The organism is Pedobacter sp. UC225_65 (assembly GCF_042698365.1).
Classification (GTDB): Bacteria; Bacteroidota; Bacteroidia; order Sphingobacteriales; family Sphingobacteriaceae; genus Pedobacter.
Genome location: NZ_CP170550.1, coordinates 3926843 through 3953490, shown reverse-complemented (window position 1 = coordinate 3953490; position 26648 = coordinate 3926843). Strand labels below are relative to the sequence as shown.

Sequence of the window (26648 nt, the reverse complement as noted above, 5' to 3'; positions counted from 1 at the left end):
TTTTTTAGGTTTACATCTTAAAATCAATAAGCATTATTTGATCAGTAGTGATGCCAAAAGACAAATTTAATAGAACAAATCGGATTAAGATGTTTTTCGAAAAAATATTGGGCATAAAAAAGCCTTCCGATTATAGAAGGCTTTGAGCAATAAATTATAATAATTCTATTCAGCAATATTTTTATTTTGATAGGTTAACCCTGAGGTTGAGTTCGAAGCTGCCGTTGGTGTATCCGCTGAGCTTTGAGGTCTGTGTGGTGTACATGCCCGATACCAGGTACCTTCTGGCGATGTCCATGCCCAGCCCGAAGGTGGCGCTCTGGTTGCTGTGGTACATGCCCATGAGCATGAAGCGCTTCTGGGAGAGGGACAGCTGTGTGCCGACGTCCACCATGTTGTCGAAGTTCCTCACCCCCCTGTAGGCCACCTTGGGCTCCAGCTCCATGCCGTCCCCCAGCTGGAAGGCGTAGCCCACCGCGGTGAAGAAGGTCACGATGTCGGCCAGCTTCACCACGTCCTTCTTGAAGAAGCTCTTCAGGTTGGGATCGAGGCCTGTACGGTCAGCCCCCCCGATACGAAGGCCGCACCGAAGTCCCCGTCGAGGTAGGTCCGCTGCCCGTTGTACTCCCCAACGGCGATGTCGCCGGGATTGCCCGAGATCTCCTGCTCCTGTACCCGCTGGCTCATCATCCCCAGCGAGAGCCCGAAGCTCAGGTGGTTGCGCCCGCTGTCCAGCGGAAGGTGGTAGGCATAGCTGGCCACCGCACGGGTCTGCCGGAGCAGCCCGGAGCTCTCGTTGTTCACGTTCAGCCCAAGGCCCACCTTGCCCAGCCCGTAGTCCACCGTCACGTTCTGGGTCAGCGGCGAGCCCGGTATCCCGCTCCACAGCTTGCGGTAGGCAGCGTTCACCTTCAGCCCACGGCCCTCCCCGGCAAAGGCCGGGTTGACGATGTACTGGTTGTTGTAGTACTGGGAGCCCAGCGGGTTCAGCTGTGCCATGGCCCCCTGGCCAAGGGCCGCCAGCAGCACCACCGCCGCCAGCCTCATATATCTCTTGTTGTCCATGTCGTTCCTTTTTCTTGTCCGTTGTTGGTTAGTTCTTGTTCAGTATGGTGATGAAGCCCTTCTTCACCGTCTTGCCGTCACCGTTGTAGTCGATGATGTAGTAGTAGGTGCCCTCGCCCAGCGGAAGCCCCCTGAGGGTCGCGTCCCAGCTGTTGTCGTAGCCCTTCTTCTCGTAGACCACCCGGCCACCGCGGTCGAACACCTTCACCAGGTTGTTCGGGTACAGCTCCAGGTTCTCCACGACCCACCTGTCGTTCACCCCGTCGCCGTTGGGCGACATGATGTTGGTCGCCTTCACCTGTACCGCCTGGTCGGTGACCGTGATGGCGATCGTGGCCGTGCTGCTGCAGCCGCCCGCATTGGTCGCGGTAACCGTATAGGTGGTGTTCTGGACAGGCCTGATGGTCAGCTGGGCCGTGTTCTGCCCCGAGACGATGCCGCTGGCCGTGGCCCATACGTAGCTGGTGCCACCGCTGGCGGTCAGTACCACCTGCTCCCCCCTGTCAACCATAGTCCCCTTGTCAGAGGCGATGGCAACCGTAGGAAGCGCGTTGACGGTGATGGTGAAGGTCCTTGAATAGGTATCGGTACCTCCGTTGGCCACCCCGCCGTTGTCCCTCACCGTCACGGTGACGGTCGCCGTGCCCACCGCACCTGCCCTTGGCTGGTAGCTGATCCCGCCAGGGGATACCGAAAGGTCCTGGAACAGCGCTGCGTTGCCGCTGGACACCGAGACGGTGGCCGTCTGGCCGGCCTCGGGTCCGGCACTGATGCCCGACAGCGGTACCGTGCGTACCGCGGTGGACGAACAGATGGCCTGGTCGGCCACGGCGTCCAGTGTCGGCGCCTCGTTCACGTCACCGATGGTGATGGTGAGGGCCTTCTCCAGGCTGAAGCCCAGCTGGTTGGTGGCCCGCACCCTGACCGCGTACACCGGCCTGGCCTCGAAGTCGAGGACCGCCGTGGCCACAAGGCCCTCGCCGCTGATGGCGAACAGCCCGTTGTCCGTATCGCCCGCCCCCTGTACAAGGGCATAGGTGGTGTTCCCCGTAATGCCCCCCGGCACCGAGAGCGTGCCTGCCGGTGTGCCCACCGGCCTGTTCTCATAGAGTCCGGCCGCCGTCAGCACGATGTCCGAAGGTGCCCCCGCCCTTACCGTCAGTGTACCGTTCACGTACACCGGGGCATAGTTGGCCGCCACCGCCCCAGATGGGACGATCGCATAGGTGCCCACCGGACTGGCCGTGGTGGCCGTGGTGGTGGCCGTGGCCGGCACCGACAGTACCGATACGGTCTCCCCGTTCACAAAGCCGCTGTAGGCCACCGTAAACGCAGGGTTGGCCGTGCCGGCAAACCTTTCCCTGTCCTGGGCGGTCAATCCGGAGCTGGGCCCTGCCGATGACAAGGTCCGCCCCGCTATAGTTCAGTATGTAGTTGTTGTTCAGTGAAAGGGTGCCCCTGCCGATGGCATAGCTGCCCACGCCCTCACCAGGTGCCCTCGACAGGTTCCCGGTGAAGAAGTCCGTCCCGATCAGCGCCGGGGAGACCGTATAGGTGAGTGCCGGATCGGCACCGCCATAGGTCTTGGTCCTGGCAACGGCACTGACGGCCACCGCCAGCGGCGTGATGGTGAACTCGGCGCCCACATAGGCCAGCTGGTAGTTCGTGCCCGCGTCCAGCGTGCCCCGTCCGATGGCATAGGTGCCGACGTCCTCGCCGGCCGCCCTTGCCAGCTTCCCGCTGAAGGCGTCACCGCCCACAAGGGCCGGCGCGAAGGTATAGGCCAACAACGGGTCCGTATCGCCGAACACCCTGGTCCTGGCCGCTGCCGTTACCGTAAGCGGCCTTGGCGTGATGGTCAGCTCGGCCGCCGTATAGGCCAGCGTATAGTTGCCGCCCAGGGCAAGGGTGCCCTGCCCGATGGCATAGCTGCCCACGCCGGACCCGGGCGCCCTGGCAAGCCCGCCGCTGAAGGCGTCACCGCCCACAAGGGCCGGGGTATAGGTATAGGTCAACAACGGGTCCGCATCGCCATAGACCTTGGTCCCGGCCTCGGCCACAACGGCTATCGTCCTGGTGTTCACGTGCAGGTCCCTGGCCACCGCCACCGCCGCGTTGTAGTTGGCGTTGCCGGCCTGGCTGGCCGTGATGGTCGTGGTGCCCCTGCCAACGATGGTCGCCGTAGCCCCCGAGACGGTGGCCACCAGCGGACCTGAACTGGTATAGACCACCGCACTGCCGGAGGCCCCGCCCGTAGCGCCAAGCACGAACGGCGCATCGCCATAGGTCCTGTCGGCCGGTGCGGCGAAGGTGATCGTCTGGTCGCCCTTGGCCACATCGATATGGAACACCGATGTCGCCGATATGCCGGTACAGGTGTTGTCGGTAGCGGTGATGGAAATATCGAAACTGCCCGCAGTGGCCGGTATGCCCGACAGGGTGCCGTTGGCCGCAAGGACAAGCCCTGCGGGAAGAGGACCGGAGCTGTAGCTATAGCTTCCGCTGGCCCCGCCTGCAGCCACCGTTTGGGTGTAGGCAACGCCCACCTTGCCCCCGGAAAGCGCAGCCCCGGCAAGGGTCACCGCAGTTGGCTGGGTAAGGGTAAAGCCCTGTGTGGTGCTACAGCCGTTGGCATCGGTCACCGTTACCGTATAGGTCCCTGCCGTTAGGCCAGTGGCCGTGGCAGCGGTGCCGCCGCTGGGCGACCATGAATAGGTATATGCCCCCGTACCGCCGGTCACGTTGACCTTGGCAGAGGCATTGCTGCCCCCGTTGCACGATACGTTGGTGACGGTGCCCTGGCTGGCCACAAGTGGCGCAGGCTGGGTAATGGTAAAGCCCTGGGTGGTGGTACAGCCGTTGGCATCGGTAACGGTCACCACATAGGTGCCCGCCGCTAGGCCGCTGGCCGTGGCCGCAGTGCCGCCAGAAGGCGACCATGAATAGGTATAGCCGCCCGTGCCGCCGGTAACCGATACCGTGGCAGAGCCGTTGCTGCCGCCGTTGCACGATACGTTGGTCTGGGCAGAGGCCGTCGCCACAAGGGCCGCCGGTTGGGTAAGGGTAAAGCCCTGTGTCGCTGTACAGCCGTTCGCATCGGTCACCGTGACCGTATAGGTGCCCGCAGACAGGCCGGTGGCCGTGGCCCCGGTACCGCCAGAAGGCGACCATGAATAGGTATAGGGGGCCGTGCCGCCGGTAACCGATACCGTGGCAGAGCCCGTGGCGCTGCCGTTGCAGGCGATGTTGGTCTGGGCAGAGGCCATGGCCACAAGGGCCGCAGGCTGGGTGATGGTAAAGTTCTGGGTAGTGGTACAGCCGTTGGCATCGGTCACCGTTACCGTATAGGTACCGGCCGAAAGGCCGCTGGCCGTGGCCGCAGTGCCGCCGCTAGGTGACCATGAATAGGTATAGCCGCCCGTGCCGCCGGTAACCGATACCGTGGCAGAGCCGTTGGTCCCGCCGTTGCAGCTCACGTTGGTGATGGTGCCCTGGCTGGCCACAAGGGCCGCAGGCTGCGTGATCGTGAAGCCCTGGGTGGTGGTACAGCCGTTGGCATCGGTCACCGTGACCGTATAGGTGCCGGCCGTTAGGCCACTGGCCGTGGCAGCCGTACCGCCGCTAGGCGACCATGAATAGGTATAGGCGCCCGTACCGCCGGTCACGTTGACCTTGGCAGAGGCATTGCTGCCGCCGTTGCACGATACGTTGGTGACGGTGCCCTGGCTGGCCACTAGGGCCGCAGGCTGGGTAATGGTAAAGCCCTGGGTGGTGGTACAGCCGTTGGCATCGGTCACCGTGACCACATAGGTGCCCGCCGCAAGGCCGGTGGCCGTGGCAGCGGTGCCGCCGCTTGGCGACCATGAATAGGTATAGGCGCCCGTTCCGCCGGTAACCGATACCGTGGCAGAGCCGTTGCTGCCGCCGTTGCACGATACGTTGGTGACGGTGCCCTGGCTGGCCACTAGGGCCGCAGGCTGCGTGATCGTGAAGCTCTGGGTGGCCGTGCCGCTGGTGCCGGTAACGGTCACCACATAGGTGCCCGCCGCTAGGCCGGTGGCCGTGGCAGCCGTGCCACCGCTAGGTGACCATGAATAGGTATAGGGGCCCGTGCCCACGGTGATGCCCACCGTGGCCGAACCCGTGGCGCTGCCGTTGCAGGCCACGTTGGTCTGCCCCTGGGCGAATACCACCAGCGTAGGCTGGGTGATGGTCACGCTCTGGGTAGTGGTACATGCGTTCGCATCGGTAACGGTCACCGTATAGGTGCCCGCCGTTAGGCCGCTGGCCGTGGCCGCCGTGCCACCACTTGGTGACCATGAATAGGTATAGCCCGGGGTACCACCTGTAGCGGTAACCGTGGCCGAACCGGTAGTACCGCCGTATGTCGTATTGTTCGTCTGTGAGGTGATGCCTGCCGATAGTGCCGAGGCCGGCTCGACAATGGTATAGCTCCTGGTAAGCTGGCAGCCGTTGGCATCGGTAACGGTAACCGTATAGGTGCCCGCCGTCAGGCCAGTGGCCGTGGCAGCCGTGCCACCACTTGGCGACCAGGAATAGGTATAAGGGGCCGTACCACCGGTAACGTTCACCGAGGCGGCACCGGTACTGCCCCCAAAGCAGGCGATATTGGTCCAGCTACGGGTTGCGCCCAACGCACTCGGCTGGGTAATGGTAAAGCTCCGGGTCGCCTGGCAGCCGTTGGCATCGGTAACGGTAACCGTGTACACCCCCACCCCAAGGCCGGTGGCCGTGGCAGCGGTACCGCCAGAAGGCGACCATGAATAGGTATAGGGACCCGTACCGCCCGTTGGGGCGACCGTGGCCGTGCCGTTGTTGCCCCCGTTGCAGCTCACGTTGGTCTTGCCCCCGCCCACGGCCGCATTGAGCGCCGCCGCAGGTTGGCCGATGGTAAAGCTGCGCGTGGTCTGGCAGGCATTGGCATCGGTGACGGTAACCGTGTAGGTGCCCGCCGCTAGGCCCGTGGCCGTGGCCGCAGTGCCCCCACTTGGGGACCATGAATAGGTATAGCCCGGTGTGCCGCCGGTTGGGGAAACGGTAGCGGTACCGTTGGTCCCGCCAAAACAGCTCACATTGGTACTGCCACCGCCCGTAGCGGCCGAAAGTGCAGCCGCGGGCTGGCCGATGGCAAAGCTGCGCGTGGTCTGGCAGCCCTTGGCATCGGTAACGGTAACCGTATAGGTGCCCGCCGCAAGGCCGGTGGCCGTGGCAGCGGTGCCACCGCTAGGTGCCCATGAATAGCTGTAGGGACCGGTACCGCCCGTAGGGGAAACGGTGGCCGTACCGTTGCCTCCGCCAAAACAGCTCACGTCGGTCTTGCCGCCGCCACTGGCAGCAGAAAGTGCCGCTGCAGGCTGGCTAATGGTAAAGCTCTGGGTCGCCGTGCCGCTGGCACCGCTACCGGTAACGGTAACGGTATAGGTGCCCGCAGACAGCCCAGTGGCCGTGGCCGCAGTACCGCCACTCGGTGACCAGGAATAGGTATAGGGGCCCGTACCACTGCTGATGCCAACAGTGGCACTGCCGTTGTTGCCGCCGAAACAGCTCACGTTTGTCCGCGACTGCGCGAAGAGCTCCAGCGTAGGCTGGGTGATGGTAGCGCTGGCCGTGGCCGTGCAGCCATTGGCATCGGTGATGGTCACCACATAGGTGCCTGCTGTCAGGTTAGAGGCCGTGGCCGCCGTACCGCCAGCCGGTGACCATGAATAGGTATAGCCAGGCGTACCACCGGCCGGGGTAACCGTGGCAGAACCCGCAGAGCCGCCAAAGGTGCTGTTGTTGGTCTGGGCAGTGATGCTGCCGGAAAGTGCCGTGGCAGGTTCGTTTATGGTAAAACTGCGTGTGGCCGTACAGCCGATGTTGTCGGTAACGGTAACCGTATAGGTGCCCGCAGCAAGGCCCGAGGCCGTGGCCGCAGTGCCCCCGCTAGGGGACCATGAATAGGTATAGGGGGCGATACCGCCGCTGGGGACAACCGTGGCAGAACCCGTAGACCCGCCCTTGCAGGCAATGTTCGTCTGGGAAAAGTTCGATGTGCTGATCGCCGAAACGGAAAGCGTTGCAGCATTGGAGGTCGCATTGCCCCCGCTGCTGACCGCACGGCAACGGTAGGTCCAGCCGTTCATCCCTCCGGTAGCACCTGTGATCATCAAGGTCGAAGTGGTCGCATTGCTGTAGACACCGCCATTGGTGATGTCAACGAAGCCGCTGCCGCTGTTCACCTGCCACTGGTAGCCGGTAGCATTAGTAGCCGTAACCCCAAAGGTCGTACTACCTGCAGCACAGATCGTACGGTTAGGCGGATTGCCCGTAATACTTGGGGCCGGGGTAACTATAGGGCTACCCACTTGAATATCATTTATGCCGATCCAAATATTTGGGGCTGCTATAGCTGAATATATTCTAATTTCGTCTATATCATTAAAGATACTCGGAGTTAGGTCATCTGCTTGGGTTTTAACTGCGCCATTTCCATTAGTAGGTAAACTAATAGAAACTGATCCAACCTGTGTTCCATTATTATAACCAGCAATAAGAACTGGAGTTCCTCCCCAATCTACTAATTTGATAGATTTTAAGGAGAAATTTGCTGCTTGACTAGAACTTTTAATCACAAATGCAGAAAATCCGCTATTAGTAATTCCTGGGTCAGGTCCTGCCGTAATTCCATTAAATCCATTTGAGGAAGTATAATAAGTCGCATTCTCCCACCTCATATTTGTACCAGTAGTATAAACACCAGTTGTTTTATCACCTGCAAAAAACTCTAAGTCTAGGTCTGTAATCGTAGTTGATCCTCCTGTTCCATCAGCAGCTGTATTACCTAGCCCTGTATTGGTCGAAAAAGTAAGTGTAGGATTAGTTGATAAAGCTACTCCAGATGCATTTACGGTAAATGCGCCTGAAGCATTACCTACCGTACTTCTGGCATAGCCTGTTGATGCATCTGCTATCCATTTTGACCTGTCGTTAATCGCAGCCATCAATTCGGCCTTAGTGCCCGTTAGCACACCATTGTAACGATTATTGGATGATTCTAATTCTCCCTGCCAATACATAGAAATGGCGTTGGTTCCATTGGTTAAACCTGTAGGTATCCTCGAAGTTTGTGCCCCATCTAAACGACTAATGTCGCCTATATCCGCTTCGGTTGCCCACTTGGTTACTGCATCATTACCAAAACCATAAGTCGTTAAACTCCCTCCATTATCATTGGTAAAGCCAGTAATAAAACTAGGGTTAGCTAATGAACCTTGATATACAATTACCTGATCGCCACCGGCATAATTAAAACCACTTGCTGGAATGGTATAACTGACCGTGGATGAGTTATTAACCCTAACCGACAAAGAGCTGACCGTTTCTTCATCAAAATGAAAAACGGTTCCGGCCGCATAGGTCTGATTTGTAGTAAACTGCACATGGGTCTCCGTATTGTCGACCCACTTATAAGTACTTCCACGCCAGCCCTGTTCGGTAATGTACATGGATGTACCAGAAGGTAAAGGCACCAAGGTAACGATAGAAAAACCGTCTACACCACTTTGGTTCATCCTAACCACAGCGATATCGCCAGCAGATAGGGTTTGTGCATAAGCATAACAAAAAGCAATAGACAGAAAAATGCTAAGTAAAAGTTTTCTCATGTTGTTGAGATTAGAGATTTAAATAAGGATGTTTTTTTTGAAAAGAGAGCGGAATACCCATAGCAATGGGTCGTGCCAATTTAAGGAGATGAACACATAGTTTGAGAGCATTAATTTGGTTTACCTATATCTTAGACTATAAAAGTCAAGATTTATACACTAACAAAATTAATGTTGCAACTTATAAATTACCTATTTTATTTTATTGAATCACTCCGATCTTATAAGTTTGGATTGATTAGTGTCAATGAAAATTATATTTTGGCCGAAGCTTTATGACGCACTCAACAAACAAACCCTTAACCAAAGCTAAACCTGAGGTAGTTAGCCTCGCTTTGGCAGAACTATCTCATTATTGTCTCCTCAGCAAGGGCCTAAAAGAGGCTTTTACTCAAAGCGCATTCCATTTGACCCTAAAAAAAGGTGAATACCTAATGCGGCAAGACGAACCTTGCCATGAGGTCTATTTCCTGCTCTATGGCATGGTGAGTGGCTACAGACGCAAGGGAGCCAGAGCACTGATCACTTTCATTACGGTTAATGGCGAATTCATCTCACCCATCTCAGGGATGTATGGCTTAGGGCCTGCAGGTGAAGACATGATTGCAGAAGAAGATTGTGAACTGATTGGCATCCCAGCTTCAGACCTCCTCTCCTTTTTTGATGATTTCCCCGAAATGAATGTCGTAATGAGAAAACTACTGGAAAACCATTATAAAAACGCCCATGAAAGGGCTGTAATCAATAAAATGGGCACAGCCAAAGAAAAATATGCCTATTACCGTAAGATCTTACCTAACCACCACAACAGGGTCCCTATTCAATTGGCGGCAAATTTTTTGGATATCAAACTACAGACTTTGCTTAATGTGAAGAAGACGCACCAACTTCAAGAAGAGTTAAGCGCCACCACAAAGCACCACCTACACATTTTAACGAAGGCCATGAAAGAAGGTCGTTTCTTCCAACAAAAAAAGGTTAGCCTAAACGCTATCGCCGAACAGCTCAAGCTCACTCCGCACCAGTTATCATCACTGATCAACGAACATTACCAACAGAATTTCACAGACTTTATCAATAGCTATCGCATCAATTTCATCAAAGACCAATTAAAGAGTAAAGCTAATTTTCAACAAACTACCATTGAGGCATTAGGTTACGAAGCTGGATTTTCGTCAAAAAGCTCCTTCTTTGCTGTTTTTAAAAAACAAACAGGTTTAAGTCCACTGTCGTTTGCCAACGCCTTAAACAACGCTAGAAAAGCTAGTTAGCATTTTTTCTACAAACAAAAAAAGCCTTAGATTTCTCTAAGACTTTGGTGGGAAATGAGGGGTTCGAACCCCCGACCCCCTCGGTGTAAACGAGGTGCTCTGAACCAGCTGAGCTAATTTCCCTTTTGGTTTCCTTAACGTTAAAACTGAATAAATGTTCCTTCGTTTTGGGATTGCAAATATAGTGTCTTCTATTTGTTTTGCAAAAAAAATTTCACTTTTTTCAAGAAAGCACATCTTCGAGGATTTGATGGGACCTGATTTGCCCAAAAGATGCTGTATGTAAAGTATAGTAAACCAATATTTTATCTAAAATCACCCGCCTGGTTTTGTTATCCAATTTTATTTCAATTATTTTTTCAAAAGGTGTATGAAACAGCAATAAAAAATAATCGGCCAGCGATTTTTCTATGAAATGAGGATGAACTGGCATTAAAGAAGTAAAACCTCCTTCTTGCAGATCAAAATATTTTTGGTCATTTCTGGTCTGGGCATGCGGAGCAAAACCTAAAAAACGGGAAAGTTTTAACAAAAAGGCCAAATGGAAATTGACACTGGGCGCATCGGTTTCATCAAACCAACTGATGGCATTGTAAATAAAATCAAATAAATTCTCGTCCGTATGCTGTTGTCGAATGCTTTTATATAATACTTCATTCAAAAACTGCACAATGGTATTTTTAACCACATGATAAGGTATAGACCTGAAAACAGGAGAAGGTCGGGCTTCGGCTACCCGCTGGATCTGCGTATTCATTTTATGGTACACCACCATATCCAATAGATGCAATGGCTGCAAGACATTCATTGGTATTTTAGCCTTTGGTTTTTTAACGCCATTGATCAAAAAGGATTGGATTCCGAACTTATCGGTAAATACTTGCACCACCACACTACTTTCGCTGTACAAAGTGGTTTTTAAAACAATTCCTCTAATCTTATGTAGCATTTGTTAAATGAACTTTGGCACAAAAATAATCAATGCAATGCTTAATGCTAAAAAAGCAGTTACCAAAACCGCAGCAGCAGCAACATCTTTAACTATACCTGCTTTGGGTTGTTGTTGAGGAGAAACCAGGTCTACCAAAACTTCAATGGCTGTATTGATCAACTCCAATACCAACACCATTGCAATGGCCAGGGCAATCCATAACCACTCTGCATTTGACAGTTTTGTATACAGCCCTAATAAAATGACAACTACAGCCGACACACAATGGAGTTTAAAGTTGAGCTGTGTACGGAAAGTATAGGCCAGTCCCCTAAACGCATAAACGAAACTCTTAAAAAACTTTTCCATCGCCATGCTAAAATACATCAAAAATTATGGATTAGTTAAAGGCCAACAAACAATAAACGTTTTCTGCTGTTAATTTAGCGTTAAATAGCGCTATAGATTTTGTATTCAGCCATTTTTATAGTTTCTTTACTTTTTTTAAAACGCAGTTGATTATGTGGGCTAAACTATCTAAAGCTATACTTCAAAATAGAATTCTACTCATCCTTTTCTTCCTGATCGCTACAATTTTCATGGCTTGGCATGCCCGAAACCTGAAACTATCCTATTCTGGAAGCAAGATTTTGCCACTTACAGATTCGGTCTTTGTCAAATACAACGCTTTTAAAAAACAGTTTGGCGAAGATGGTAGTGTAATGGTATTAGGTATTCAAAGTCCAAACATCTATCAAAAAGACACCTATAATAAATGGATGCAACTATCTGATGAAATCGGGAAACTGAAAGGCATCAAAGGTGTATTATCTATTGGTAAATTATTCGAGCTCCAAAAGGATACGGTCAACCAGAAATTTGTGGTTAGTCCCATTCCAAGTAGAGCTGTGCAAAGTGATGCAGAAATGGATTCATTAAAGAACCATATCTATAGCATGCCTTTTTATAGCGGATTGTTGTTCAACAAAACAAGCAATGCGACTTTAATGGCCATTACTTTCGATCCAAAAATCTTAAACTCTGTTGATCGAAACCCTATCTTAAAGAGATCGAAGCAAAAGCCCAGGCTTTTGGCAAAAGCACCAATCTACATGTACATCTATCTGGATTACCTTTTATCAGAACAGCGACAAGTAAACTGGTATCTAATGAGTTTGTGTTATTCTTAGGCCTTTCCATCTTAGTTTCGGCCTTGATCCTCCTTATTTTTTTCAGGAGTTTTTATGCCGTGTTTTTCCCTATCCTAGTCGTAGTGATGGGTGTGATATGGAGTATTGGCACCTTGGTATTATTTGGTTACGAGATTACGATTTTAACTGGACTGATTCCCCCGCTTATCGTGATCATTGGCATCCCAAACAGTATCTTGTTGCTCAACAAATACCATAACGAACTCAAAAAACATGGCGACAAACAAAAAGCCATGAGCATTACCATCGAAAGGATTGCAGTAACTACCCTGATTGCCAATGTAACTGCAGCCATTGGTTTTGGTGTACTTTATTTTACGGGTAGTGAGCTTTTGATGCAGTTTGGAAGTGTAGCCGCCCTCAATGTGATGTTTACCTGGCTGATGTGTCTTTGTCTAATCCCGATCATCTTCAGCTATCTACCGCTACCAAAAGGCAAGGCAAATACCCCACATGTGCCTAATTTTTTAGATCATTTATTGGCAAAAACAGATGTATTGGTGCAACAAAAAAGTGCATTGATCTACATCGCTACCATTATCTTATCCATCATTTCGTTTATCGGGATCTATAAAATCAACATCAATGGTTATGTGGTTGACGACCTGCCTAAAAACTCACAGATCTTAACCGACCTTAAGTTCTTCGAGAAGAATTTTGAAGGAATCCTGCCACTCGAAATCAGTGTAGATACCAAACGTAAAAACGGAATCTTGAGCATCTCTACCCTCAGCAAAATAGATAAAATGGAGCGGATGATTTCGGCCTACCCAGAATTTTCTCGATCTATCTCCCTGAATACGGGTCTAAAATACGCTTCGCAGGCCTTCTATAATGGAGATTCTGCTTTTTATCGCCTGCCTACCGATATTGAAAAAAACTTCATTTTGGCCTATGCCGCCAACTCTGGAAAGGGGAACGGAAATATGTTGACCAATTTTGTGGATAAGGACAAACAGACTGCGCGGAATCAGCTTTCAGATGGCCGATGTAGGCTCGAAACGTTTAGATGCTTTATTGCTAGAATTAAAACCACGGATCGACTCTATCCTGACACCCAAAAGATTTGATGTTACCTTAACAGGATCGAGCATCATCTTCTCTAAAGGTACGGATTATCTGTTAAGGCACTTATTTGAAAGTATCGGTTTGGCCATTGTATTGATCCTCTCTTTTAAGGTTGGCTCAATTTAAAAGTTTAGGATCATGTTCATTTCCCTACTGCCAAACATTGTGCCTTTGATCATTACGGCTGGTTTAATGGGCTTCTTTAATATTGCCTTAAAACCATCTACCATTTTGATTTTCACCATTGCTTTTGGTTTGGCCTCTGATCAAACCATCTACTTTTTAACACGATACCAACAAGAATTGACTTTAACCAATTATAGCGTTACAAAAGTAGTTTCAGATACCATTAGGGAAACTGGGGTAAGTATGACCCATATTGCCTTGATCTTATTTTTCGGTTTTGGCATATTTACGGCCTCTACTTTCGGTGGAACCGTAGTTTTGGGGCTGCTACTTTCCATTACCTTGATCGTGGCTTTGGTATTTAACCTTACCCTATTGCCTGCTTTAATGCTTTGGCTCGATAAAAAGAAGACCCGTAAATTGATCCCAGCAGAAGAAGTTGCTAAAAATGAGCAACAGTTTGACCATTAGGCCATGCCCGATTTTGAGCACATCAACTATTTAAGAACTGGCAACAAAAGGCAGCAACTGGCCTACCAGACGTTGACCCAACATGCCGTTCTGGAGAAATTGGCAGCTTATCAACCCATTTTAACAGGCACTATACCAATAGACATTGATATCCCATCCAGTGACCTGGATATCATTTGTTATTGGACCGACAAAAGAGATTTTATGGCTCAAGTTCAAAATTCTTTTGCCACCGAAACCGACTTCCAGGTGCTAGAAACTGTAATAAATGGTCAGGAAACGGTGGTGGCCAACTTTAAGCTCGATGATTTTGAAATCGAAATATTTGGTCAGAACATCCCTTGTAAACAACAAAATGCCTTTCGGCACCTCTTGGTCGAACATCGGATATTGGCTGAAAAAGGAGAAGAATTTAGGCAGCAGGTCATCAAACTTAAATTACAGGGCTACAAAACCGAGCCTGCCTTTGCATTATTGTTAAAATTAGAGGGAGATCCGTATCTTTCCCTTTTAAACTTATCCAAATGACCTTCAGAATAGCAACAGTTACCGATATCAAACAAATCCAAGTGGTGAGAAATGCGGTTAAAGAGAACACTTTATCAGATCCAAATCTGGTAACGGATAAAGATTGTGAAATATTTTTAACCCAAAGAGGAAAAGGTTGGGTTTGTGAGATCAGTAACCAGATTGTAGGTTTTGCCATCGTTGATTTGGAAGATGACAATATTTGGGCCTTATTTGTAGACCCAAAATTCGAAAAACAAGGGATTGGCAAAAAACTTCATCAACTGATGTTGGATTGGTATTTCGACCAAAATAAAGAAAAGATTTGGCTTGGTACAGCACCCAATACAAGAGCTGAGGTGTTTTATAGAAAATCAGGCTGGCAAGAAATTGGCACACATGGCAAAGGAGAGGTGAAATTTGAAATGGCTAAGCAAGAGTGGCTAAAACAAAAGGCTTAAGCTACATGTTCGTCATTTACAGGCTCTTCTCCTATTGGTTTTAATTCTACTTTCTCTCCCTCCTCCCCTTCATTATCTACTTTCTTTGCAAATAGAATAGGATAAAGGAACATTAAAGCACCTACAATCAAAAATATGCCAGAAATACCGAGAACGATATTGCTACCTTCAGTTTTATAACTATTCATGATCCTCGCAGCAACCAATGCTGCAATTCCTAAGATAATGGCAATAACAGCCTTCCGTAATTTTAGCACTTTGATCATGGCCTTGAGCTTTAGATTTTTTTTCGTCTATTTTTAACAATATAACAAAAATCAAACCAATTGGTTCTAAAATTATTCATCAGGCACCTACCCCAAGCATTGTGCTTTAATCCATGTCAGATTTTAGGAGATAGAAGATGTCAAAAGTACAAGACATGGGTATAAATAAAAAAAGGAGTGGCTTTAACCTTTCCTACGTTTAATGATGCTCAGGATAACGAAAACCAGACCGATCAGCTCTAACAACATGGTAAAAACCAAAAGGCCTATCGTTAAACTCCGATGCCCATCCTTAAGTAAAATCGCAGCAGGCATCAATACCACCGCGACAACCATAAATATCAGTCCTATTTTCAGTAACTTATCCATAAAACAAATTCGTACAAAACTACCATAATTCATTCTAAAACTGTAACTTTGCATCCTTTAATTTTTGAAGATACTTGATTGATGTATAGGGAATTTAAACAGTTAGAATTAGCTAAAATAGGAAAAGAGATACTAGATTTTTGGAAAGCGGAAAACATCTTTGAAAAAAGTATTAGTACACGCTCAAAAGCCAAGCCTTTTACTTTTTATGAGGGACCGCCTTCTGCAAACGGCATGCCTGGTATACACCATGTAATGGCCCGTGCTATCAAAGACATTTTCTGTCGCTATAAAACCCTTAAAGGCTACCAGGTTAAACGCAAGGGCGGATGGGATACCCATGGTCTTCCTATTGAACTTGCTGTTGAGAAAAAATTAGGCATTACCAAAGACGATATCGGCAGAAAGATCTCTGTTGAAGCCTATAACGCCGCTTGTAAAGAAGAGGTGATGCGTTATACCGACGTATGGAACGACCTGACCGAAAAAATGGGTTATTGGGTTGATCTTCAAAATCCGTATGTAACGTATCATAACGAATATATCGAAACCTTGTGGTGGATCCTCAAATCGTTTTACGAAAAGGGATTGTTATACAAAGGTTATACCATCCAACCTTACTCGCCCGCAGCTGGTACAGGTTTAAGTTCGCATGAGCTGAACCAACCGGGTACTTACCGCGATGTAAGCGATACCACAATTGTGGTACAGTTCAAAGCAGTTGCAGCTAGCCTACCACCCTTCTTAAACAGTTATGGAGAGGTGAGCTTTTTGGCTTGGACAACTACCCCTTGGACATTACCGAGCAATACAGCTTTAACGGTTGGTCCAAAAATCGATTATGTTTTGGTTAAAACATTTAACCAATATACCTTCGAGCCTATCCAAGTGATTTTAGCCAAAGCATTGGTAAACAAACAATTTGCTGGCAAATATTTCTTGGCAGAAAGTGAAGCTGACCTGAGCAATTACAAAGCCGAAGACAAAAAGATACCTTATACCATTTTAGCAGAATTTGTAGGTGCAGATCTAGTAGGCATCAAATACGAACAACTGCTGGCTTGGGCTACACCTTATCAAAATGCCGAAAATGCATTTAGAGTAATCAGTGGCGATTTTGTAACTACCGAAGATGGTACAGGTATTGTGCACACTGCACCAACTTTTGGTGCAGACGATGCGCGTGTAGCCAAGTTGGCCACACCTGAGGTACCACCAATGTTGGTGCTCGACGAAAAAGGAAATGCCGTTCCGTTGGTAGACCTCCACGGGCAATTCATCACCAGTTTAGGTGGCGATCTAGGTGGAAAATACGTTAAGAACGAATATTATAACGATGGCGAAGCACCAGAGAAATCTGTAGATGTTGAAATTGCCATCTTGTTAAAAGAAGAAAACAAAGCCTTTAAGGTAGAGAAATATGTACACAGCTATCCACATTGTTGGCGTACCGATAAACCTGTTTTATATTATCCTTTAGACAGTTGGTTTATCAAAACTACGGCCGTTAAAGAAAAAATGGTCGAGCTGAACAAGAACATCAACTGGAAACCAGAAGCTACCGGAACAGGTCGTTTTGGCAACTGGTTGGAAAACTTGGTAGATTGGAACTTATCGCGCTCTCGTTATTGGGGCACTCCGCTACCAATTTGGCGTACGGCCGATGGTTTGGAGGAAAAATGTATCGGTTCTATTGCAGAACTCAATGCAGAAATCCAGAAAGCGATTGCAGCTGGTTTTATGCCTGCTGGTTTTGAACTCAAAGACATGCACCGTCCTTATGTTGACGATGTGATCTTGGTATCGGCCAAAGGCGAAAAAATGACCCGTGAACTAGACTTGATCGATGTTTGGTTTGATAGTGGTGCCATGCCTTATGCACAATGGCACTTCCCTTTTGAAAACAAGGAAGAGTTTGAAAATGCCTACCCAGCCGACTTTATAGCCGAAGGCGTAGATTAGACCCGTGGTTGGTTCTTTACCTTACATGCCATTGCGGTGATGTTAAGCGAGAGCAGCGAAGAAATCAAGGCCATCAACAAACATGTCAACAACCTAGGTGTAGCCTATAAAAATGTGGTTTCTAATGGTCTGGTATTGGATAAAAACGGCAACAAGATGTCTAAACGTTTGGGCAATGCCGTTGATCCATTTAGTACCATCGATACTTATAGTGCTGATGCCACCCGTTGGTACATGATCGAGCAATGCCTCACCTTGGGACAACCTGAAATTTAGTTTAGAAGGATTAGACGAAGTACGTCGCAAATTCTTCGGCACCTTATATAATACTTATTCATTCTTTGCCTTATACGCCAACATCGATAAGTTCGAGAATCGACCTAAACAACCAAACGCCTGTTGCCAAACGTAGCGAGCTTGACCGTTGGATCTTGTCTCTACTACAGACTTTAATTGCTGAAGTTGATGAAAGCTACAACGCCTACGAGCCTACTAGAGCTTCGAGGGCGATCCAAACTTTTGTTGATGAACACCTGAGCAATTGGTACATCCGTTTGTCACGTCGCCGTTTCTGGAAAGGAGAAATGACCGAAGATAAAAAAGCGGCTTATGAAACCTTGTTTACTTGTTTGATGACCATCTCGCAGTTGATGAGCCCTGTTGCTCCTTTCTTTGCAGATTGGTTGTACAGAAACTTAAGTGATGCAACTCCGGGTCAACACGCAGAATCGGTACACTTAACCATCTGGAACGAAGTGGATACCAGCCTGATTGACCAACAGTTGAACGAGCGGATGGAATTGGCCCAAAACATTTCTTCGATGGTCTTATCCCTACGTAAGAAAATGGGCATCAATGTTCGTCAGCCATTGGCCAAAGTACTGATCCCAGTATTGGATGATACTTTCCAAGTAAAAGTTGAATTGGTAAAAGACCTGATCTTATCCGAAACGAACATCAAAGAAGTCGACTTTATCAAAGACACCGCAGGCTTTATCAAGAAAAAGGTTAAACCGAACTTTAAGGCCTTGGGTGCTAAAGTTGGGAAAGACATGAAACTGGTTACCGAGGCCATCAACAACATGTCTCAAGAAGATCTGGCCAAATTTGAACGCGAGGATCCATTGCAATACTCAACACGCCGTATACTATACTCTTAAGTGATGTAGAAATCATTGCCGAAGATATACCAGGCTGGCAGGTAACCAACCTAGGTAATTTAACAGTTGCCTTGGATGTGAGCATTACACCAGAACTTAAACGAGAAGGATTATCGCGTGAGTTAATTAACCGTATCCAAAACTTAAGAAAAGAATTAAATTTTGAAGTTACCGATCGCATTAATGTAAATTTACAAAACGATAATGTAATCGCAGATGCGGTAATGCAGAACAAAGCCTACATTTGCGCGGAAATATTAGCTGATGATATGATATTATCAGAAAACATAGCTAACGGAAACAAAATAGTAATTGAAGATGTTGAACTACAAATCTTAATTGCCAAACAATAAAATAATATGGAAAAAACTGAGAAAACCCGCTATTCTGATAGCGAACTACAAGAGTTTAAAGAGCTGATCCAAGACAAATTGAGAAGCTCAAGGGAAGAACTGCTTTCCTTAACTTCTTCACTAAGTAATCCTAATTCTAACGGTACGGAAGATACTTCTGGCGCTTATAAAACTTTAGAGGATGGCTCTGCTACCTTAGAAAAAGAACAGATCAACCAATTGGCTGCCCGTCAGAAAAAATTCATCGACAACTTGGAAGCTGCCTTGGTACGCATCGAAAATAAAACCTATGGTATTTGCAGAGAAACTGGAAAACTGATTCAAAAAGAGCGTTTACGTGCAGTACCGCATGCAACGTTGAGTATGGAAGCTAAATTGAAACAGGGTTAATGAAAGGATATACGAAACCCTTACTACTGATATTTTTAGTCTTGTTGGCCGATCAGGTTTTAAAGATTTGGATCAAGACGAACATGTTCTTAGGTCAAGAATTTAAGATCCTTGGTGATTGGTTCATCATCCATTTTACCGAAAACAACGGAATGGCCTTTGGCCTAGAGTTTGGTGGTGAGTTCGGCAAACTGGCTTTATCCCTATTTAGAGTTATTGCTGTTGCAGGTATAGGTTATGGTCTGCATTACATGATCAAACGTAAATATCACCGTGGGCTGATCTTAAATGTGGCCCTGATCTTTGCGGGTGCCTTGGGCAATATCATCGACTCTGTTTTTTATGGGGTGATCTTTAAATACGAAACCTTGTTTCATGGCCGTGTGGTTGATATGCTTTACTTCCCTATCTTAAAAGGGGTATTCCCATCGTGGTTGCCAATTTGGGGTGGCGAACAGTTTGAGTTCTTCCGTCCGGTTTTCAACATTGCAGACACTGCGATTTCTGTAGGTGTGATCATCATCTTTGATCTTCCAAAAAAGATATTTTAAAGAAGAAGTAAAAGACGAAGTAGGAATCAACAACGAAACCGTTGAAGATTAATATGTCTTAAAATATTAAAATCCAAGCCATCCCGAATATTCAGGATGGCTTTTTAATTTCAGATGATTATATTTGATATAGACCTAAAATCAAACCTATATCAATGAAAAAGACCCTCCCCTTTGCAATCATCGTAATCTTGATCTCCATTTGCTTTATTCGGCCAGCCATGGCCCAGCAGAAAAGCCTATTTGATGGAAAGACCTTAAAAGGCTGGCATGTTGATGTGCCCGACATGGACAAAAATCCAAATACCCCAAACCCTTTTGTAGTACGCAATGGGATGTTGGTAAGTTTGGGTGACCCTCGAGGTCATCTCATTACCGATGCCATTTATCAGAACTATCGCCTAGAAGTTGAATACAGGTTTGCAGGCAAACCTGGCAACTGTGGCGTATTGGTCCATGCCTCTACACCAAGGGCTTTATATGGGATGTTCCCAAAATCGTTGGAAGTACAGATGCAACACCAAGACGCTGGCGATTTCTGGTGCATTGAAGAAGACATCACCGTACCAGATATGGAAGTAAGACGAGGCCCTAAAGCCAATTGGGGTGTAAATGGCAATAAGTTGCGCAGGATCAAAAACCTAACTGATGATTCTGAAAAACCATTGGGCGAATGGAATACCATGGTAATCGAATGTTTGAACAAGACCGTTAAGGTTTGGGTAAATGGTGTGCTGGTAAATGAAGGTTATGATTGCACCACGGACAAAGGACAGATTGCTTTACAGGCCGAAGGATCAGAAGTTGAGTTTAAAAAACTAATGCTAAAACCTATTAAAAAACTAAGCAAATAACATGACCTTTGATCTACAGCCCACCCTAAAAAACAATCTCGTTAAAATTGTTCCACTAAAAACAACAGATTTTGAAATCTTATATGCCGTTGCATCCGACCCTTTGATCTGGGAGCAACATCCCAATAAAGACCGCTACCAAAGAAAAGTATTTGAGAACTTTTTTGAGGGTGCCATCAACTCGGGAGGTGCTTTTCTGGTGTATGACAATGAAACAGGCGAAGTAATTGGCAGTTCAAGATATTACGAATTGGATGAAGAAAATAGCAGCATTACTGTTGGTTATACCTTTATTGGTCGGGGTCAATGGGGCAAAGGACACAACAAAGCATTAAAACAGTTGATGTTCGATCATGCCTTTCAACACGTTGATAAAGTTATTTTACATATAGGAGCCACTAACTTTCGCTCTCAAAAAGCCAGTGAGAAGCTTGGTGCCCAAAAAGTTGGCGAGATGGATGTAGCCTATTATGGAGAGCCGTCCAAACTCAACTTTGTTTATCAGGTAAGCAAAGAAGATTGGACGCAAAAAGATTAAACTCCTTAAAAAATAAATTATTTTTTTTACGAGCTAACCTGCTCATCCAACGACATTTATAACATTTCTAAAATAATATTTAAATATTCGATGTGGAATTGGTACGATATTTACATCTGATTTGTATAACACACAAAAAATAGAAACATTATGAAACGATTAATTGCCCTTGCCTTTGTTGCCTTATTTAGTATGAGTGCCATGGCGCAACAAGTAGATTTAAGAAAGAAAATTAGTGTAAGCGGACCTGCAGAAGCAGAAGTTACACCAGACATCATCTACCTCACTATCTCTTTGAAAGAATATCTAAAAGATAACAACAGCAAAAAAAGAGTAGACATTACCGATCTAGAAAACCAATTGTACAATGCCGTTTTAAAGGCAGGTATCCCAAAAGAAAACTTGATGGTGAACAACATCTCTAGCTACAATTATGCGATAGAGAAAAAGAAAAATCCTGATTTCTTAGTGAGCAAACAATACCAGTTAAAAGTAAGCGACTTGAATAAATGGAACGAAATTATTGGCGCTGTAGACCCTAAAGGTGTAGCTTATACCAACATTGATAGTTACGACTACTCTAAGATCGAAGCCCTAAAAAAAGAGTTGAAGATCAAGGCGCTACAAGCTGCCAAAGCAAAAGCAACTTACATGGTTGAAGCATTAGGCGATAAACTTGCAGGTGTGATCGATATCCAAGAAGTAAACAACGAAGCTTATCCACAACCAATGTACAGAGCAAACGTAATGATGATGAAATCTGCTGATATGGCCGGCGCAGCAGAATCTGCACCAGAGCTCGACTTTAAAAAGATCAAATTGAATTATGTAGTAAATACAGTGTTCGAAATCAGATAGTGGCTACTGCAGTAGACAATCGATCAAATGCTACATATCATTAGAAATACGTAATAAATGAGGTCTAACTAGTGAAATTTAATGTTTGACCAAATAAATGAAACCTACCAAATCAATATTGGTAGGTTTTTTGTTTATAGGATAGTATTAACCATAAACGATAAAAGTCATGAAAAAATTTATTTACGCCTTAGTCCTAGTTTTCACATTAGGAATCAGTACCAATACTGTATCAGCTGCAGAAGATAAAAAAGCAAAAACCGAAATGACTGCCGAGCAAAAGGTTCAGTTCGAAAGAATTGTGAACAGAGTTGAAGAAATCCGTAATATGGATAAGTCCAACCTAAGCAGGGAAGAAAAAAGAGCTTTACGTAAAGAGCTAAAAGAGATGAAAGAACAAGCCCGCGTATTGCAAAAAGGAGTTTACCTTTCTGTTGGTGCCATCATCATCATTATTTTATTATTGATCCTTATCCTATAAAGAACAAACACACCTTCCTATAAAAACGAGAAGCCCCGACCCATAGGTCGGGGCTTTTTTTGCTAAAACCAAACGTATATTTGACCCCATCACCCCTATTATCTTCTGATAGTTAACAACTTGTCGTATTATTTTTTATATATTCAGCTAACTAAAACTAGACATTTAAAATTTACACTCGTTTAAACTCTGCATCTCATTGAAAAATAAGATCTATTTTTTAGGAGTTTTTGTTGCCCTATGTTTCACCTTATTAGGGTTTAGCTATAAAAACGAAGACCCCATTGCCAAAATCATTCGGCAACTGAATAAATGGAGAAACAACCATCCCCAAGAAAAGGTCCATTTACATCTAGACAAGTCTATTTATACCATTGGCGAAGACATATGGCTCAAAGCTTATATCGTAAATGGAGAAAAGCACCTATTATCAGCAATGAGCAGCACATTGAACATCGAGTTGATCAATGATGCAGATTCCATTAAACAATACATCAAACTACCTATCGCCTTTGGCATGACTGCCAATGGCCTATTGCTACCCAATCAATTAAAAACCGGCAATTATCGCATCAGGGCTTATACCAATTACATGCGCAACAGTGATGTAGGCTATTTCTTCGAAAAGACAATAACGATCATCAACCCCGAAAATGTAAACATCAACATTAAAAACAGAGCTGTACTTAGCAATAAAACCCCTATCAGCAACCCAAAAAGCCCAACAACTAGAGATATCGATTTCCAACTCTTTCCTGAGGGGGGATATCTCATCAATGGGCTTGCTGGAAAGTTAGCTTTTAAAGCCAATGATAAAAATGGCCTCGGTATAACTATCAAAGGCATAATCAGAGATCAAGAAAACAAAGACATCGTACAGTTTGCCAGTACACATCAGGGCATGGGGCAAATCCTATTTACACCACTTAAGGGACAAAGCTATAAGGCCGTAGTGACCCTATCCAATGGTTCAGAAATTACCCGTGCATTACCTGTGGCCTTGGCACAAGGCATTAAAATGAGTGTAAGTGAAGCACATAAAGATACGATTGCCATAAACATCAGCAGTACGGCTTTACTCAATAACACACCGAAAGAGATCTACGTGGTTGGCCAACAAGGCGGAAAAGTATACTATGCTGCTAAAACTCTAGTCAACGATACCAGTTTTATAGCTGCTATTGCAAAAAATACCTTTCCAACTGGTGTAGTACAATTTACCCTCTTCTCTTCAGATGGATTGCCGATGAGCGAGCGGATGGTCTTTGTACAAAACAAAGATGCGCTTACCCTTGCTGCTGTTACAGATAAGCCAATCTATAGTTCGAGAGAAAAAGTTACTGTTAATTTATCGTCGGCCGATCAACAGGGAAAACCCATAGATGGAAATTTTTCTGTTGCCGTAATAGAAGAAAAAAGAATAGTGGATGAAGATGAGGAGACTTCGATCTTGAGCAATCTGTTACTCGGTTCAGAGCTAAGGGGCTTTATTGAAAAGCCAAATGCCTACTTCAAAAACAATACAGAGCAGAACCGTGCAAATCTAGACTTATTGATGCTTACCCATGGATATAGAAGATTTGAATGGAAAAAGGTGCTCGACAATACTGAGGAAATTAGCAGTCCTATACCAGAAAAGGCTTTGCAGATTTCGGGCTACCTCAAAACCCTAAATAACAAGCCTTTAAAAAACACACCTGTTACTTTATTTGCCAAAGGCAGTAATATGTTGTTTCTGGATACCTTGAGTGACCGCAATGGAAAATTCACATTCGACAACCTCACTTTTGAAGATAGCACTACTTTTGTGATACAGGCCCTTGATGGCAAAAATAAAAACAAGGCTAAAATAGAACTGGCTAAGGAAACCATTCCAATTGTACCAAAAAAGAACATAGCCAATGCCTTGGCCTTGGTAATCGACACCTCAGTACTGGAACACCTTAAATATGACATCAATGCAGGCGAAAAAGCCATTATGTTAAGGGAGATCGAACTGAAAACAGCTAAAAAAGTCCTTAAATATTCTGATAACCTAAATGGGGCAGGAAAAGCAGACCAGATCGTGATTGCAGAAGAGCTTAAAAACTGTATAATCTTGCGCAATGTCTACAAAGAAGTCTTTCAGGCGTAATTTTTCAGAATGGTGTGCTTTACTCCATAAGAAGTTTACATCAGCCAATGAGAATTGTACTTGATGGACTTTTAAAGGAGAGAAATTTCCTATTGAGAGACATACCTATAGAAACAGTAGAAAGTGTTGAAGTGTTAAAAAGTATGGCCCTTAGCTCGGCTTATGGTGCCGATGGTGGTGCTGGTATGCTCATCATTACCTCCAAACGAGGTACAATGCAAGCAGAAACCATCCAGTACCCTTCTGCTCCAGACGTAGTGTCGTTCAGTGCCAAAGGTTATCAGGCCAGCAGAACCTTTTACTCTCCTCAATATGACATTCCGAAACAAGATCAAGTAGCAACAGACTTTAGGAGTACCGTTTTTTGGGCACCTAACATTTTTACAGCAAACGGAAAAGCCAAATTCGACTTCTTTACCAATGATAGCAAAGGGATCTTTAAAATGATAATCGAGGGAATAGCTGATGATGGTAGCTTGGCCAGACAGACCTACAGATACGAAGTAAAATAAGTAATAAGGTTACCTAAATTATAAATCCAACAAAAAAAGGGCGTCTTTTAGAGACGCCCTTTTTATTTGACTAGGTATTTTAATCGATCAATCAAAACCTGTGTATTTCTGTAATACTTCCGGAATCTTAATTCCATTTTCGGTCTGGTAATTTTCTAAGATCGAAGCTACGATACGTGGCAAAGCCAAAGCACTACCATTTAAAGTATGTGCCAACTGCGTTTTACCCTCTTTTCCTTTGAAACGGATCTTTGAACGGTTACTCTGGAAAGTTTCTACGTTAGACACAGAAGAAACCTCTAGCCAGCGTTCCTGCGAAGCGCTCCAAGTTTCCATATCATAGGTCATGGCAGAGCCAAAACCCATATCGCCACCACATAAACGCAGTACACGATAATGTAGCCCTAGTTTTTGCAATAAGCCCTGCACGTAAGTACTCATTTCTTCTAGTGTAGCATAAGAATGGTCGGGGTGTGTAACCTGTACCAATTCTACCTTATCAAACTGATGTAAGCGGTTTAAACCACGAACATGTGAACCATAAGAACCTGCTTCTCTACGGAAACAAGGCGTATAGGCTGTGTTCTTGATCGGCAATTCTTCTTCTTTTAAAATTACATCACGGTATAAATTGGTAACCGGAACTTCTGCCGTTGGAATCAAATACAGATCATCAACCGTAGAATGGTACATCTGTCCTTCTTTATCTGGCAATTGACCCGTTCCAAAACCAGAAGCCGCATTAACCAAATGTGGTACCTGTACTTCTTTATAACCCGCAGCAATGGCCTCATCTAAGAAGAAGTTGATCAATGCACGTTGCAAACGAGCACCTTTTCCTTTATAAACCGGAAAGCCAGCACCTGTGATCTTCACACCCAATTCAAAATCGATGATGTCATATTTCGACGTCAATTCCCAATGTGGTTTTGCATTTGCAGGCAATTTCGCAGGTTCGCCATGCACCAAAACCACCTCATTCTCTTCTGGTGTAGTGCCAGGTTTAACCAAGTGGTGGGGTAAGTTTGGCAACTGTACCAATAAACTGTATTGGTTATGCTCCAATTCTGCCAATTTTTCAGAAAGGTTTTTGATTGTTTCTTTATGCGTAGCTGTTTGTGTTTTGATGGTTTCGGCCTCTTCTTTTTTACCGTTGCGCATCAACTCACCTATCTGCTTCGCAGCTGCATTTGCCTCAGCCGAAATAGCATCCAACGAAGTTTGAGTTTGGCGACGTTCTTCATCAATGGAGATCATCTGGTCTACCAATTCGGGTTGTTTAAAATTGCGCACATTTAAGCGCTCTAAAACTTTCTCTCTATTTTCGCGGATATAGTTAACTTGCAGCATTATTTTATTTTTTTTACAAAGATAGCAAGAGTTTTCAGTTTTCAGTTGGCGGTTTTCATCTCCATGTCCAATCTTGATCACTGATCCTCAAT

The 26648-nt window shown here is 46.1% G+C and carries 20 protein-coding genes, 1 tRNA gene and 5 pseudogenes; 15 read left to right on the top strand and 11 right to left on the bottom strand.

Annotated elements, in window-relative coordinates; translation table 11 throughout:
- Positions 1-181: 181 nt before the first annotated feature.
- The 5 genes and pseudogenes from ACFJIZ_RS20875 to ACFJIZ_RS20855 all read right to left on the bottom strand — a co-directional run.
- Positions 182-511, bottom strand: a complete 330-nt coding sequence (locus ACFJIZ_RS20875) for a type IX secretion system membrane protein PorP/SprF (RefSeq protein ID WP_379088608.1) — start codon at positions 509-511, stop codon at positions 182-184.
- Between the two features lie 23 nt (positions 512-534).
- Positions 535-1065, bottom strand: coding sequence for a PorP/SprF family type IX secretion system membrane protein (locus ACFJIZ_RS20870; protein ID WP_379088605.1), 531 nt, complete (start codon positions 1063-1065; stop codon positions 535-537).
- Between the two features lie 28 nt (positions 1066-1093).
- Positions 1094-2239, bottom strand: coding sequence for a gliding motility-associated C-terminal domain-containing protein (locus ACFJIZ_RS20865; RefSeq protein WP_379094164.1), 1146 nt, complete (start codon positions 2237-2239; stop codon positions 1094-1096).
- Between the two features lie 42 nt (positions 2240-2281).
- Positions 2282-2389: pseudogene (locus ACFJIZ_RS20860) on the bottom strand (MBG domain-containing protein); the annotation flags it as partial.
- A 91-nt stretch (positions 2390-2480) separates the two neighbouring features.
- Positions 2481-7211, bottom strand: a pseudogene (locus ACFJIZ_RS20855) (beta strand repeat-containing protein); the annotation flags it as partial.
- 1796 nt (positions 7212-9007) lie between these two features.
- Between ACFJIZ_RS20855 and ACFJIZ_RS20850 the strand changes: the two are divergent.
- Entirely contained in the window at positions 9008-10003 is a 996-nt protein-coding gene (locus ACFJIZ_RS20850) for a helix-turn-helix domain-containing protein (protein ID WP_379088602.1), read from the top strand.
- A gap of 45 nt (positions 10004-10048) precedes the next feature.
- Here ACFJIZ_RS20850 and ACFJIZ_RS20845 read toward each other — a convergent pair.
- The 3 genes from ACFJIZ_RS20845 to ACFJIZ_RS20835 form a co-directional block, all read right to left on the bottom strand.
- Positions 10049-10126 (bottom strand) — tRNA-Val (locus ACFJIZ_RS20845).
- Between the two features lie 100 nt (positions 10127-10226).
- The gene (gene recO, locus ACFJIZ_RS20840) at positions 10227-10952 is read right to left on the bottom strand and encodes a DNA repair protein RecO (RefSeq protein ID WP_379088599.1); all 726 of its coding nucleotides are present in this window, start codon (positions 10950-10952) and stop codon (positions 10227-10229) included.
- Positions 10953-10955: 3 nt separating this feature from the next.
- The gene (locus ACFJIZ_RS20835) at positions 10956-11303 is read right to left on the bottom strand and encodes a diacylglycerol kinase family protein (protein ID WP_379088596.1); all 348 of its coding nucleotides are present in this window, start codon (positions 11301-11303) and stop codon (positions 10956-10958) included.
- A gap of 700 nt (positions 11304-12003) precedes the next feature.
- Between ACFJIZ_RS20835 and ACFJIZ_RS20830 the strand changes: the two genes are divergently transcribed.
- The 4 genes from ACFJIZ_RS20830 (at position 12004) to ACFJIZ_RS20815 (ending at position 14778) form a co-directional block, all read left to right on the top strand.
- Complete coding sequence (locus ACFJIZ_RS20830) at positions 12004-13215, top strand: RND family transporter (protein WP_379094162.1); 1212 nt, start codon at positions 12004-12006, stop codon at positions 13213-13215.
- Between the two features lie 136 nt (positions 13216-13351).
- Positions 13352-13810, top strand: coding sequence for an MMPL family transporter (locus ACFJIZ_RS20825; RefSeq protein WP_379088593.1), 459 nt, complete (start codon positions 13352-13354; stop codon positions 13808-13810).
- A 3-nt stretch (positions 13811-13813) separates the two neighbouring features.
- Positions 13814-14338, top strand: a complete 525-nt coding sequence (locus ACFJIZ_RS20820) for a DUF4269 domain-containing protein (RefSeq protein ID WP_379088590.1) — start codon at positions 13814-13816, stop codon at positions 14336-14338.
- Complete coding sequence (locus tag ACFJIZ_RS20815; RefSeq protein WP_379088587.1) at positions 14335-14778, top strand: GNAT family N-acetyltransferase; 444 nt, start codon at positions 14335-14337, stop codon at positions 14776-14778. The genes ACFJIZ_RS20820 and ACFJIZ_RS20815 overlap by 4 nt, the downstream gene beginning before the upstream one ends.
- Here ACFJIZ_RS20815 and ACFJIZ_RS20810 read toward each other — a convergent pair.
- Together ACFJIZ_RS20810 and ACFJIZ_RS20805 are read right to left on the bottom strand one after the other, a co-directional pair.
- Positions 14775-15044 (bottom strand): isoleucyl-tRNA synthetase, encoded by a 270-nt coding sequence (locus ACFJIZ_RS20810; protein ID WP_379088584.1) that lies wholly within the window; start codon positions 15042-15044, stop codon positions 14775-14777. The genes ACFJIZ_RS20815 and ACFJIZ_RS20810 overlap by 4 nt on opposite strands.
- A 183-nt stretch (positions 15045-15227) precedes the next feature.
- Positions 15228-15413: a hypothetical protein gene (locus ACFJIZ_RS20805; RefSeq protein WP_379088581.1), complete on the bottom strand. Its 186-nt coding sequence runs from the start codon at positions 15411-15413 to the stop codon at positions 15228-15230.
- A gap of 81 nt (positions 15414-15494) precedes the next feature.
- On the opposite strand from ACFJIZ_RS20805, the pseudogene ileS reads away from it, so the two are divergent.
- The 10 genes and pseudogenes from ileS (at position 15495) to ACFJIZ_RS20755 (ending at position 25206) form a co-directional block, all read left to right on the top strand.
- A pseudogene (gene ileS, locus ACFJIZ_RS20800) lies at positions 15495-17651 on the top strand (isoleucine--tRNA ligase).
- 65 nt (positions 17652-17716) lie between these two features.
- Positions 17717-18888, top strand: a pseudogene (locus ACFJIZ_RS20795) (DUF5915 domain-containing protein).
- Between the two features lie 6 nt (positions 18889-18894).
- Entirely contained in the window at positions 18895-19278 is a 384-nt protein-coding gene (locus tag ACFJIZ_RS20790) for a TraR/DksA C4-type zinc finger protein (protein WP_055132447.1), read from the top strand.
- Positions 19278-19881: pseudogene (locus ACFJIZ_RS20785) on the top strand (lipoprotein signal peptidase). The gene ACFJIZ_RS20790 and the pseudogene ACFJIZ_RS20785 overlap by 1 nt, the downstream one beginning before the upstream one ends.
- A gap of 103 nt (positions 19882-19984) precedes the next feature.
- Positions 19985-20683, top strand: a complete 699-nt coding sequence (locus ACFJIZ_RS20780) for a DUF1080 domain-containing protein (protein WP_379088578.1) — start codon at positions 19985-19987, stop codon at positions 20681-20683.
- A gap of 1 nt (position 20684) precedes the next feature.
- Positions 20685-21221 (top strand): GNAT family N-acetyltransferase, encoded by a 537-nt coding sequence (locus ACFJIZ_RS20775; protein WP_379088576.1) that lies wholly within the window; start codon positions 20685-20687, stop codon positions 21219-21221.
- Between the two features lie 150 nt (positions 21222-21371).
- A complete protein-coding gene (locus ACFJIZ_RS20770; protein WP_379088573.1) occupies positions 21372-22079 on the top strand; it encodes an SIMPL domain-containing protein in 708 nt (235 codons plus the stop codon).
- Positions 22080-22248: 169 nt separating this feature from the next.
- Positions 22249-22560 (top strand): hypothetical protein, encoded by a 312-nt coding sequence (locus tag ACFJIZ_RS20765; protein WP_379088570.1) that lies wholly within the window; start codon positions 22249-22251, stop codon positions 22558-22560.
- 199 nt (positions 22561-22759) lie between these two features.
- A complete protein-coding gene (locus ACFJIZ_RS20760; RefSeq protein WP_379088567.1) occupies positions 22760-24694 on the top strand; it encodes a hypothetical protein in 1935 nt (644 codons plus the stop codon).
- Between the two features lie 14 nt (positions 24695-24708).
- Positions 24709-25206 carry a hypothetical protein gene (locus ACFJIZ_RS20755; RefSeq protein ID WP_379088564.1) on the top strand — a complete coding sequence of 166 codons (498 nt, stop codon included), beginning with the start codon at positions 24709-24711 and terminating at the stop codon, positions 25204-25206.
- An 87-nt stretch (positions 25207-25293) separates the two neighbouring features.
- Here ACFJIZ_RS20755 and serS read toward each other — a convergent pair whose 3' ends face one another.
- Entirely contained in the window at positions 25294-26556 is a 1263-nt protein-coding gene (gene serS / locus ACFJIZ_RS20750) for a serine--tRNA ligase (RefSeq protein ID WP_379088561.1), read from the bottom strand.
- Positions 26557-26648: the final 92 nt, after the last annotated feature.